Origin of the sequence: Streptomyces sp. NPDC048566 (genome assembly GCF_043199735.1) — a bacterium.
Taxonomy (GTDB): Bacteria; Actinomycetota; Actinomycetes; order Streptomycetales; family Streptomycetaceae; genus Streptomyces.
In genome coordinates this window covers 111,666-123,533 of sequence record NZ_JBICWL010000011.1, presented here as the reverse complement: position 1 = coordinate 123,533, position 11,868 = coordinate 111,666, and the positions used below count along the sequence as shown (strand labels likewise).

The following is an 11,868-nucleotide window of genomic DNA, read 5'->3' as shown; positions in this document are numbered from 1 at the left end:
TTCGTGTCCGCCGCACGTCGATCGTTGCTGACCGCCACCGCAGCAGGGACCCTCCTGGGGGCCCTGTGGTTCGTCCCGTCCGCGAACGCGAGTCCGGACTCCGTGTCCCCGCACGGTCCGGCACCGGCTTCCGCCTCCGCCGACGCCACGGCGACCGGAACCCCCGCCGCGTCGGACACCGGCCCGGACGCGGCCCCCGCCGGCGCCGGCACCCAACTCGCCGACACCGGCAGCGTGGACACGACGCCGTACGTCGTCGGCGGCACGGCCTTCCTCGGCCTCGGGGCCGGTTTCGTGGCGTACTCCGTGCGCCGCGAGCGCTCCGTGGCCCTCTGACGGCGCCCGGCGCACCGAGCCGGCCGACCGGCGTTCCGGACAACCGTGGGGAAACCATGCGAGAGCTGAGCGAGCTGACCGACGTCGCGGAGCCGGCCTGGCCGCTGCTGGCCCGGGCGCTCGACACCAGCGGCGTGTCCATGGAGGTCCTCCCCGTGGACCCCGCACTGGGCCGCGCCACCCTTCAACAGCTCCAGGTCACCGCCCGGTCCTGGCTGGGCGGCATGGTGCTCGAATGCGGCGGGGTGGTCCTGGACAGCGGCTGGGTGCGGATCTACGGCAGTCCGGCCGAGGACGCCCCGGCCGGACTGCCGGGCGGCTCCACGGACCTTCCCTCGCTCGCCGACGTCAACGACTTCCCCGAGCACGTCGACCCGGCCTGGCGCCCCGCGGGCGGCGGCCTCGTCGTGGGCCACGACGTCCTGGGCGGCGTCTTCGCCCTGAACGGGCCCGACCCGGAGGCGGCCGGGCGGCCGGGGCACCCCGGCGAGATCGTGTACTTCGCGCCGGACTCCCTGAAGTGGGAGGCGCTGGAGGTCGGCCACGCGGCCTGGCTCCAGTGGCTCCTCGGCGAGGGCACGGACCGCTTCTACGACACCCTGCGCTGGCCCGGCTGGCGCGCGGAGTCCGGTCCCCTGACCGGTGTGCAGGGGCTGTCCGTCGTGCCGTACCTGTGGTCGGCCGAGGCCCGCCGCGACCTGATGTCCACCAGCCGCCGCCCCGCCCCCCTGGCCGAGATCCTCCGGCTGCACCGCGAGTTCGGCCTGAGACTGGACCAGATCGACCCGGGGTTCCTCGGCACCGTCTGACCCCTCCCCCACCCGACGCGGCCCCGGCCCGCGCGGCCCTCCCGGACACCCGGCCGCCACCGGCCGTCGCGCCGCGCGGGAAGCGGAGCCCGAACACGACGGTGGCCGAACACGACGGTGGCCGAACACGACGGTGGCCGAACACGACGGTGGCCGAACACGACGGTGGCCGAACACGACGGTGGCCTGCTTCCCCGCGGTTCGCGGGGAAGCAGGCCACCGGTCGTATCCGGGACGCCGTCAGGCCGCCCTGCGCCCGCCGCCGCCCTGGCCGCCGCGCTGCGCGGGACGCCCGCCGCGGCCGGTGCCGCCGGAGCGGCCCGTGCCGGCGCCTCCCTCGGCCCGGCGCGGCGCGCCGGCTCCGTCGGCCCGGCGGCCGCCTCCGGTGCCGCCCTCGGCGCGCCGGGACGAGCCCGCGCCGCCGCTCGCACGGCGGGTGCCGCCCTCGGCGCCCGCGGCCGACCTGCCGCCGCCGCGCTGCCGGCGCGACCGGCCGTCCGCCCCGGCGGCGTCCTGGCGCGCGCCCGCCCCGCCGCCGGCGGGGCGCCTGGCGCCGCCCCCGGTGGCGCGCCGCGACTTGGGCCGCTGCTTGGCCGGTTCGGGCTGGGCCGGAACCTCGATCACGACGGGGACGCCGGAGGGCTCGCGGGCGCCGGTGACGCGGGAGAGTTCCTCGTCCCCTGAGCTGACGCGGGCGGTGCGTGGCGTGATGCCGGCGTCCGCCATCAGACGGGTCATCTCGCGCTTCTGCTCGGGGAGCACGAGGGTGACGACGCTGCCGGACTCACCCGCGCGGGCGGTGCGTCCGCCGCGGTGCAGGTAGTCCTTGTGGTCGGTCGGCGGGTCGACGTTGACCACCAGGTCGAGGTCGTCGATGTGGATGCCGCGCGCCGCCACGTTGGTGGCGACGAGCGCGGTGACCTGACCGTTCTTGAACTGGTCGAGGGTGCGGTTGCGCTGCGGCTGGCTGCGCCCGCCGTGCAGCGCGGAGGCGCGGACACCGTTGGCGAGCAGCCGCTTGGTGAAGCGGTCGGCGCCGCGCTTGGTGTCGACGAAGAGGATGACCCGGCCGTCGCGGGCGGCGATCCGCAGGGCGACGGCCTTCTTGTCGGTCTCGTCGGCGACGTGCAGCACGTGGTGCTCCATCGTCGTGACCGCCCCGGCGGAGGGGTCGACGGAGTGCACCACGGGGTCGGTGAGGAACATCCGGACGAGCCGGTCGATGTTCTTGTCGAGGGTGGCCGAGAACAGCAGTCGCTGGCCGCCCGGCTCGACCTGCTTGAGCAGCGCGACGACCTGCGGCATGAAGCCCATGTCGGCCATCTGGTCGGCCTCGTCGAGGACGGTGATCGCGACCTGGCCGAGCGCGCAGTCGCCGCGTTCGATGAGGTCCTTGAGCCGCCCGGGGGTGGCCACGAGGACCTCGACGCCGCGGCGCAGCGTGCCGGCCTGGCGGCCGATCGACATCCCGCCGACGGCGGTGGCCACGCGCAGGTTCACGGCGGTGGCGTACGGCGTCAGGGCGTCGTCGACCTGCTGGGCGAGTTCGCGGGTGGGGACGAGGACGAGCGCGAGGGGCTGCCGCGGCTCGGCGCGGCGGCCGGCCGTGCGGGCCAGGAGGGCGAGCCCGAAGGCGAGCGTCTTGCCGGAGCCGGTGCGCCCGCGTCCGAGGACGTCGCGCCCGGCGAGGGAGTTGGGCAGGGTGGCGCCCTGGATCGGGAAGGGCTCGGTGACGCCCTGCGCCGCGAGGGTCTTCGTCAGGGCGGCGGGCATGTCCAGCGCGTCGAAGGACTCGACGGCGGGCAGCGCCGGGGTGACGGTCTCGGGGAGCGAGAACTCCTGCGGGGGTGTCACCTTGCGGGCGGGGCCGCGGCCCGCGCCCCGGCCGCCGGAGCGTCCGGAGTTCCCGGCGGAACCGCCGGCCTGTCCGGCGCGTGCGTTCGCCGGCCGCTTACGGACGGGACGTTCGGATCGAGTCATGCTGGATCTGGATTTCCTTCCTGGGCCCCACGGACTGCACACACAGCGCTCACCACCTGCATGAGCTGTCACAGCGCGAGCCGGGACCCGCGCCCGAAGGCGCGGGACCCGGCTCTGGAAAAGCGCGTCGCGAACTAGGCGGGAACGATGTTCTCCGCCTGCAGGCCCTTCTGGCCCTGCGTGACCTCGAAGGAGACCTTCTGGCCCTCGAGGAGCTCACGGAAGCCGGAGCTCGCGATGTTCGAGTAGTGCGCGAAGACGTCGGGGCCGCCGCCGTCCTGCTCGATGAAGCCGAAGCCCTTTTCCGAGTTGAACCACTTCACGGTGCCGGTAGCCATGTTGTTCTCCTGAACAGGTAGAGGCCCCATCCGGAGCATGCACCGGTAATGCCGGAGATGCCGGTAAAACAAAACGCGCCTGCGGAGGATTCCGATCAGGCGCACAAAGTAAATGGGTACCAAAAACGTATCAATGAGACAGTAGCACACCCCGCCGCATCGCTGCGCGGCGGGGTGCGCGGGCCGCCGCCGGCCACCCGCTCGCCCCGTCCCGCCTGCGCGAATCCGCCCGGCCCTCGCGGCCGTCGCGGACGCGGCGACGAGCCGCCGCCCGTCGTTCCGAGTATGCACCCGCCCGTGCCCGTCCGGTTCGGCACCCCGGCGGGCACCACCGGACCGCCGCGGCGAACGGCGCCCACCGCGCGTCCAGCGGGTGATGCGAAAGCCCCTCTGCCGTGCGACGTCCTCGGGCGTGTTGCGAAAGTCCCTCCTGCCGCGCGACGCCGTGCACGCACTCGCGCCGTGCAGCCCGCCCCGGGGGCGACCGGAGGGACTTTCGCGCACCGTCCCTACGGGAGTCCCCTCAGGCGAGCGGGCCCGTCACCGGCTCCACCGCGGCGAGCACGCCGCCCGCGCGCACGAACGCGTCCGCCGCCTCCAGGTCGGGGGCGAGGAAGCGGTCCGGGCCGGGCCCCCGGACGCCGGCCGCGCGGACGGCGTCGATCACCGCCTGCGAGGCGGGGGCGGGGGCCAGCCCCGTGCGCAGTTCGACCGCGCGGGTGGCGGCGTACAGCTCGATCGCCACGATGCGGGCCAGGTTGCCTACCGCGGTGCGGAGCTTGCGCGCGGCCGACCAGCCCATGGAGACGTGGTCCTCCTGCATGGCGGAGGAGGGGATGGAGTCCGCGGACGCCGGTACGGCGAGCCGCTTCATCTCGCTGACCAGGGCGGCCTGCGTGTACTGGGCGATCATCAGCCCCGAGTCGACGCCGGCGTCGTCCGCGAGGAACGGCGGCAGGCCGTGGCTGCGGTTCTTGTCGAGCAGCCGGTCGGTGCGGCGCTCGGCGATCGAGCCGAGGTCGGCGGCGGCGATGGCGAGGAAGTCCAGGACGTAGGCGACCGGGGCGCCGTGGAAGTTGCCGTTGGACTCCACCCGCCCGTCGGGCAGCACCACGGGATTGTCGACGGCGGCGGCCAGTTCGCGCTCGGCGACCGTGCGGGCGTGGGCGAGGGTGTCCCGGCCGGCGCCGGCCACCTGCGGGGCGCAGCGCACGGAGTAGGCGTCCTGGACGCGCGGGGCGTCGTCCTGGTGATGGCCGGTCAGCTCCGAACCCTTCAGCACGGCCAGCATGTTGGCGGCGCTGGCACCCTGGCCGGGGTGCGGGCGGATGGCGTGCAGCTCGGGGGCGAGCACCTTGTCCGTGCCGAGCAGCGCCTCCAGGGAGAGCGCGGCGGTGACGTCGGCGGACTTGTAGAGCGTCTCCAGGTCGGCGAGGGCCATGACCAGCATGCCGAGCATGCCGTCGGTGCCGTTGAGGAGGGCGAGCCCCTCCTTCTCACGGAGTTCGACGGCGTCGATGCCGTGCTCGGCGAGGAGTTCGGCGGCCGGGCGGACGACGCCGTCGGGGCCTTCGGCGTCCCCCTCCCCCATCAGCGTCAGCGCGCAGTGGGACAGCGGGGCGAGGTCGCCCGAGCAGCCGAGCGAGCCGTACTCGTGCACGACCGGGGTGATGCCCGCGTTGAGGAGGTCGGCCATGGTGCGGGCGACCTCGGGCCGCACGCCGGTGCGCCCGGAGCACACCGTCTTGAGGCGCAGGAACATCAGCGCCCGGACGACCTCGCGCTCGACCCGCGGACCCATTCCGGCGGCGTGCGAGCGGACGATGTTGCGCTGCAACTGTGCGCGCAGCTCCGGGCTGATGTGCCGGGAGGCCAGGGCCCCGAAGCCGGTGGAGACGCCGTAGACGGGCTCCGGCTTGGCCGCCAGGGCGTCGACGATCTCGCGCGCCGCGGCCAGGGCCGCCATCGCCTCGCCGGAGAGTTCGATCCGGGCGCCGCCGCGCGCCACGGCGAGTACGTCGGACGCGGTCACCCCGGACGTCCCCACCACCACAGTGTGCATATCCATATTCAGGAGCGTACGCAGTGAATTCGATGATGTCACTAGTGGACGGCGGGTTGGCCCCTTACTCCGGCGTACGTCACAGCGGACCCCCTCCGGGTGCTCAGGAACGCGGCCGGTCGTGCCGTCCCCGGAACCTGCGGCGCTCGCCCGCCGGGGGTGCGGGGGTGTCCGCGAGGCGGACCACGGGATCGTCGGGGCCCTCGCGCCCGGCGACCACCGGCTTCGCCGCCCGGACCGCCTTCGCCCGGTACTGCGCGGCGTCCGCCAGCCGGAACAGCCGGCGCGCCGACCGCACGGGCCCGATCGGGTCCTCGGTCGAGGCGACCCCGCAGGCCACTCCCTCGCCCAGCTCCAACTCGGCCGCGCGACGGCAGAGTTCGTCGGCGATCCGGACCACCTCGTCGGCGCCGGGGCCGACCGCGAGGAGGCAGAACTCGTCCCCGCCGAGCCGCGCGGCGAGGGTGCCGGGCAGCATCGCGCCGCACAGCGAGAGCACGGAGCCGAACCGCTCCAGGAGCCGGTCCCCGACGGCGTGGCCGCGGGTGTCGTTGACCCGCTTGAGCCCGTTGAGATCGCAGACGACGAGACTGACCACGGCCCCCTGGGTCCGGTGCAGCTCGACGGCCTCGTCGAGCCGCACGTCCACGGCACGGCGGTTGGCGAGCCCGGTCAGGGCGTCGGTGTACGCCAGCCGCCGGGCCTCCTCCAGGCGCTCGGTCTGGGCGATCCCGGCGGCGACGACGGAGGCGAGCACGGTCGCGAAGTCCGCGTCGGACCGGGCGAAGACGGGGGCACCGGTGCGCCGGGCCACGTACAGCTCGCCCCAGGCCCGCCCGTGCAGCACGATCGGCGCGACGACGCAGCAGCCCCGCCCGCGCCTGCGCAGAGCGGCGACCCGCTGATGGCAGTACCCGGCGGGGCCGGCCGCCGGGCCGTCGGCCGTCTCCACCCAGGCGTTGGGCTCGCCTCCGCCGGCCCACCGCTCGTGCAGGAACTCGGTGATCTCGGGGAACTGGTGCACGGGGTAGGCCTCCCCCTCGGGGAACTCCGCCTCGTCCGGCGCGCGGTCCCCCACGTTGGCCAGGACGCGGAGCCGGCCGAGTTCGCGCTCCCACACGGACAGCGCGGCGAAACTCCCGGCCAGCGCGTGACACGCGCCGAGCGCGGCGGCCCGCCACGACTCCCGCGGCGTGTGCGCCGCGGCCATCCCCTGTGCCAGCGCCACCACGGCCCTCAGCCGCCTGTCCTCTCCCATCTCCCCAGGTTAGGGATATTTACCTATCTTTGGGACATTGGTGCGGCGAACAGGGGGCCGGGTCACTCCCCGGGCCAGTCCGGGGTCCGCTTCTCGTTGAACGCGGCGACCCCCTCCGCCCGGTCGCCGGAGAACGCCACGGAGCGCCAGGCCGCGTCCTCCACCTCCAGACCGGCCCGCAGGTCCAGGCCGTGCCCGAGGCGCAGGGCGCGCTTGGCGGCCCGCAGCCCGACGGGCGAGTTCGCGGCGATGCGGGCCGCCATCGCGAGCGCCCGCGTACGGTCCTGGCCCGTCTCCACGAGCTCGTCGACCAGCCCCAACTCCCGCGCCTCGGAGGCTTCCAGGCGGCGGGCGGAGAAGATCAGCTCCGCCGCGCGGGCCGCCCCCACCCGGCGGGGCAGCAGCTGGGTGCCGCCACCGCCCGGGATCACCCCGACGGAGACCTCGGGCAGCCCCACGACCGCCGTGGCGTCGGCCACGACGATGTCGCAGGACAGCGCCAGCTCGAACCCGCCGCCGAGGGCGAAGCCGTGGACGGCGGCCACGGTGGGCACGGGCAGCTCCAGGACGCCCGTGTAGGCGGCGCGCGCGACGGGCCGCTGCCGCACCAGCTCGGCGTCGGTGAAGGAGTTCCGCTCCTTCAGGTCGGCGCCCACGCAGAACGCCCGCTCGTGGGTGGAGGTGAGCACCACGACTCGGACGTCCCGGTCGGCGGCCAGCGCGTCACAGGCGCCCGCGATGGACCGGGCCATCTGCGTGGACACGGCGTTCATGGCCTTGGGCCGGTCGAGGACGAGCTCGGCGACGTGCCCGTGCCGCCGCACCGCGACGAACTCGCCGAACCGCCGCTCCCCCGGGTCCCCGCCCTGCTCCACGGGTCGCTCCGCCCCTTGCTCCGCCATGACACCCTCCCGGTTAACGCGGGTTAACAACGACGCCCCGATCATCGCAGCCGAGGCCGCCCGGCGAAACCCACCTCGTGGCCGCCGGCCCCCTCGTTCGGGTGACATGGCACCCGACTCCCGTACCGGGCGCCCCGGCCCGTGCGTAACCTGCGCACCGCCACAGCGCATCCACGACACCGGCACACCGGGGAGGGACGGCCATGACAGACCGCGAGAGGCCGCACGCCGGTGCCGGGCGCCCGGCACCCGGGACCGCGCCCCGGACACCGTCCGGGCCCGGCCGCTCCGGACCCGCACCCGGCGCACCCGCTCCCGCGGACCCCGCCGTCCCGGCCCCCTCCCCGCGCCGGCCGCACCCCGGCACGGCACGCCCGGCCGACGCGCCGCCCCCCGGCCCGGAAAGCCCCGTCGGCCCGGTCCCTCCCGGCCCGCTCCCGCAGCGCGCGGGAGCGGAGGGCCCCGCGGCTCCTCCGAGCCCGGCTCCACCCCTCCGGGGGACGCAGGGGAGCGCCAGGACGGCCTCCGCGCGGGCGGGCGGGCGCTGGGTGCGTTCCCCGTCCCTCGGGGTGGCGACGGACGCGCCCACCTCGTTCGCCGCGGGAGCCGTGGACCCGGCGCGGACGGCGGCGGTACGCGCACCCGCGCGGCCGGCCGCGGCCGGAGCCCGGGGCCCCGAGGTCCCCGCACCCGGCGCGGCCGGCACCCGCGTCGTCGCCCGTGGACGGTTCCGGCCGGTCGCCGGCCGGCCTGACCCGGTTCCGGCCGTTCCGGCCCAGCCGGCGGCAGCGGCGGGCCCCCGGCCGCCGGGGGACGGTCACCCGGCGCCGGGCGCGCCGGGCGGAACACCCCCGCGGGCCGCGGCACCGGCCCGGCCCGGCACCGTGCCGGCACCCCGCGTCGCGGCGCCGCCCGGTGCCGGGACGCCTCCGGCGCCGGCCCCCTCACCGGCACAGCGCCTCGCGGGTCCCGCCGGGCCGGTGCCCCCGGCGCCCCCGGCGAGGCGGGTCGGCCAGGTTCCCGGCGCCTCCAGGAACGTTTCGGCTCCACCGGTACCCGGTCGGCCCGGGCAGCCCCGGACGGAGCCCGGTGGTCGGGCGGGAACTCCGCCGCCGGCCGGGGGGCACCCGGCCCCGCGGACCGCGACACGCCCCGGCCCCGCCGGGTCGGTCCCCCACACGGGCGGCGGGCAGGTCCCGCTCGGGAGCGACCCGGCCGGGCCGCTCGGCCCCGCGACCGGACGGGCGATCGGCGGCGGGACCGGGGCTTCCGCGCGGAGCGGCCCCGGGACCGGTACGGAGACGGAATCGGCGTCGACCGCGAGCGGCGCGGGCACGGGACCGCGCACCGGCGCGACCGCCGGGCACGAGCGCGCGGAGCCCCAAAGACGCGGGGGCACGGAGGCCGCTCCGGGTGCCGCCCGCGGACCCCGCCCGCGTCCGCGGACCGCTCCGGGCGCCGTGCCGGCCGGCACCGGGACCGAGGACCCCGCGCCCCGGACCGGCGCGGGTCCCGCGGGGACCGGCACCGCGGCCGGGGCGGACCGGGAGTTCTTCGCGCCGGCCTCCGGGCGCGGGCGGCACCGCCGTCCGCGGCGCCGGCGGGTGCTCTTCGCCGCGGGGGGACTCGCCCTGGCCGCGGGGGTGCTGAGCCTCGTCCGCATGGCACCGGAGTCGGCACCCGGGATCGGCGGGGGCGGCGGGACCGCGGACGCCGAGCCGCGCGGATCGGCCGCGGCCACGGACCCGGAGGACGACGCCGTCACCACCGTGGAGGCCGTTCCGCCGCCCGCCCGCCCCGGCGCCGCCGCCACGGCGACGGCCGCCATGGGCGGCGTGAGTCCGGCGCCCTCCCCGGGCGCGAGCCTGAGCCCGGGCCCGTCCCCCGCGGCGTCCGGCGGCGCGGCGCCGGACGCGCGCCGTGCGGCACCCGGTTTCGGGGTGCCCGGCGTCCCCGCGGAGCCGGAGCCGACCCGCCCCGCGCAGGTCCCCGCCCCGGCGTCCACCGCCACGGCGCCCGGCCGGGCGCCGACGGCGCCCCCGACGCCGGCCGGGAGTACGCGTCCTCCGGCCCCGACGCACCGGCCGGAGGTGTGCGTGCCGGTCGTGGGGATCTGCGTCGACGGGCTGCTGCCACCGGGGCAGCGGGGATGACCGGGCGGCCGGCCAGGAACCGGGGCGCGGGCGGGTGGGCCGTGGGCCCCGTGACCCGGGACCGGGCGGCCGGGAGCCCGGAGAGGGGCGACCGGGAGGCCACCGGCCCGGCCCCGCGGTACCGGGCAGCCGGGAGCCCGGTACCGGATGACCGGGAACCGGGAAGCCCGGCGAGGCGCGACCGGCCGGCCGGCAGCCCGGCGGTGGAGGGCCCGGCGGGCGGAGGTGTGGAGACGGAGGGCCCGGGCGCACGCGATCAGGGCGCCGCGGACGCGAACGCGGGGGGCCCGGAGGCACGAGGGCCGAGGGCGGCAGGTAGTGCGGGCCCGGAGGCCGGACGCCCGGAGACGACCGGTACCACAGGCCCGAAGGCCCGACGCCCGCAAACGACCGGTACCACAGGTCCGGAAGCCCGACGCCCGCAGACGACCGGTACCGCGGGCCCGGAGGCGGGACGCCCGGAGGCGGCGGGTGCCGCCGGCGTGGCGGCGAGCGGGTCGCGGGCGGGGCTACGCCCCGGGTTCCCGGCGGCCGAGCAGCCAGGGTTCGACGACGCCCAGTCCGCGGACGGGCCGCTGCCACATGGGCTGGAGGGCGAAGCGGTAGGCGGGCGGCTCCTCGCCCTCCTTCTCGGCGGTCGCCGCGGCCTCGGCCGCCTCCGCCTCGGAGGCGGGGGCGTCACCGGTGCGGGTCAGTTCCTCGGCGAAGGCGCCGTCGACGAGGACCGCGTCCCGCGGGGCTATCGACGTGAGACGGCTCGCCAGGTTCACGGTCGTGCCGAACACGTCGCCCATCCGGGTGGTGACCGTGCCGAAGGCGATGCCGACCCGCAGCTCGGGCATCGTCTCGTCGTTCGCCATCGTCTCGATGAGCCGCAGCGCGATCTCGGCGGCGACGCCGGCGTCGTCGGCGGAGTAGAGCACCTCGTCGCCGAGCGTCTTGATGAGCCGGCCGCCGTGGGCGGCCACCAGGTCCGCCGCGGTGGTCTCGAACGCCTCGACGAGTTCGCCGAGCTCCTCCTCCTCCATGCGCCGGGTCAGCCGGGTGAAGCCGACCAGGTCGGCGAAGCCCACGGCGAGGCGCCGGTCGACCATCTCCTCGTCGTCGGCGGCCTGCACGACCCGGCCGGTGGCGGCGGCGAGCTGGCGGCGCCAGACGTAGACGAGGAACTCCTGCAGCTCGGGCAGGAGCAGTTCGATCAGGGGGTACGTCACCTCGGTGCGGGTCATCCCCGGCTCCGGGGGCTCGGTGAGGCCCTCCAGGAAGGAATCGATCTGCCATTCGGCCAGACGGGCGGTGGTCTGGCCGGTGGACCGGGCCACCTGGACGGCCATGGCCTCGCTCAGCAGCCCCGCCTCGACGAGACCGGCGAGCCGGCGCAGGGCGAGGACGTCCGCCTCGGTGAGCGCCTTGGCCTGGCCGATGTCGGCGAAGCCCATCGCCCGCCAGAAGCGGGACGCCAGCTCCATGGACACGCCGGCGCTGCGGGCCGCCTGGAAGGGGGTGTAGCGGCGCTCGGCGCCCAGGATGAGCCCTTCGAGCCGCAGGGCGAGGGGGTCCTCCTCGGAGTCCGGGTCGTCCGCCGCGTCGACCCGGCCGTTCGCCTCGTGCCGTGCGTCGGACCGCACCTCGGGCCGGGTGTCCGGTCCGGCGTCCGGGCCCCGGCCGTCCGCGGCGGCCTCGGGAGCACCGGCCCCGACGGCGGGGGCGTCCTCGGCGCGCGGCCCGGGGTCCGCGTCCGCGGAGGCGTCCGGTGGGGCCTCCCGGCCGGTCCCGCCGCTCGCGGCGGGCTGTGCGGAGGTGGCGTCCGTGACCGGTCCCGCGGGACGGCCCGGCTCGCCGTCGGAGGCAGGGTGAGCACCCGTGCCGGAGCCGGTGTCGTCGACGGTCACGCCTGCTGCCCTTCCGATCTGCCGAGGTCAGGTATCGACCGCGCTCAACTCTACGGCAGGTGTGCGCTGGCTCACTCCCGATGCCGCGACCTGGGCGGAGAGCCCGGCCCGCGGGGCGGTGCGGGGGTGTGCCGGGGC

The 11,868-nt window shown here is 77.0% G+C and carries 9 protein-coding genes; 3 read left to right on the top strand and 6 right to left on the bottom strand.

Annotation, left to right across the window (positions count from 1 at the left end):
- Positions 1 to 3: 3 nt before the first annotated feature.
- Both ACGFS9_RS18990 and ACGFS9_RS18985 read left to right on the top strand, forming a co-directional pair.
- Positions 4 to 336, top strand: coding sequence for a hypothetical protein (locus ACGFS9_RS18990; protein WP_393254544.1), 333 nt, complete (start codon positions 4 to 6; stop codon positions 334 to 336).
- A 56-nt stretch (positions 337 to 392) separates the two neighbouring features.
- Entirely contained in the window at positions 393 to 1,145 is a 753-nt protein-coding gene (locus tag ACGFS9_RS18985) for a DUF2625 family protein (RefSeq protein WP_393254543.1), read from the top strand.
- A gap of 240 nt (positions 1,146 to 1,385) precedes the next feature.
- On the opposite strand, the gene ACGFS9_RS18980 is transcribed toward ACGFS9_RS18985, so the two are convergent.
- The 5 genes from ACGFS9_RS18980 to ACGFS9_RS18960 all read right to left on the bottom strand — a co-directional run bounded on the left by ACGFS9_RS18980 (position 1,386) and on the right by ACGFS9_RS18960 (position 7,685).
- The gene (locus tag ACGFS9_RS18980; protein WP_393254542.1) at positions 1,386 to 3,125 is read right to left on the bottom strand and encodes a DEAD/DEAH box helicase; all 1,740 of its coding nucleotides are present in this window, start codon (positions 3,123 to 3,125) and stop codon (positions 1,386 to 1,388) included.
- 134 nt (positions 3,126 to 3,259) lie between these two features.
- A complete protein-coding gene (locus ACGFS9_RS18975) occupies positions 3,260 to 3,463 on the bottom strand; it encodes a cold-shock protein (protein WP_030362889.1) in 204 nt (67 codons plus the stop codon).
- A 523-nt stretch (positions 3,464 to 3,986) separates the two neighbouring features.
- Positions 3,987 to 5,525, bottom strand: coding sequence for a histidine ammonia-lyase (gene hutH / locus ACGFS9_RS18970; protein WP_393254667.1), 1,539 nt, complete (start codon positions 5,523 to 5,525; stop codon positions 3,987 to 3,989).
- Between the two features lie 103 nt (positions 5,526 to 5,628).
- The gene (locus ACGFS9_RS18965) at positions 5,629 to 6,783 is read right to left on the bottom strand and encodes a diguanylate cyclase domain-containing protein (RefSeq protein ID WP_393254541.1); all 1,155 of its coding nucleotides are present in this window, start codon (positions 6,781 to 6,783) and stop codon (positions 5,629 to 5,631) included.
- 62 nt (positions 6,784 to 6,845) lie between these two features.
- A complete protein-coding gene (locus tag ACGFS9_RS18960) occupies positions 6,846 to 7,685 on the bottom strand; it encodes an enoyl-CoA hydratase/isomerase family protein (protein WP_393254539.1) in 840 nt (279 codons plus the stop codon).
- A gap of 1,604 nt (positions 7,686 to 9,289) precedes the next feature.
- Here ACGFS9_RS18960 and ACGFS9_RS18955 point away from each other — a divergent pair.
- Positions 9,290 to 9,838 carry a hypothetical protein gene (locus tag ACGFS9_RS18955; RefSeq protein ID WP_393254537.1) on the top strand — a complete coding sequence of 183 codons (549 nt, stop codon included), beginning with the start codon at positions 9,290 to 9,292 and terminating at the stop codon, positions 9,836 to 9,838.
- 509 nt (positions 9,839 to 10,347) lie between these two features.
- Here ACGFS9_RS18955 and ACGFS9_RS18950 read toward each other — a convergent pair.
- Entirely contained in the window at positions 10,348 to 11,730 is a 1,383-nt protein-coding gene (locus ACGFS9_RS18950; protein WP_393254535.1) for an adenylate/guanylate cyclase domain-containing protein, read from the bottom strand.
- Between the last annotated feature and the right edge of the window lie 138 nt (positions 11,731 to 11,868).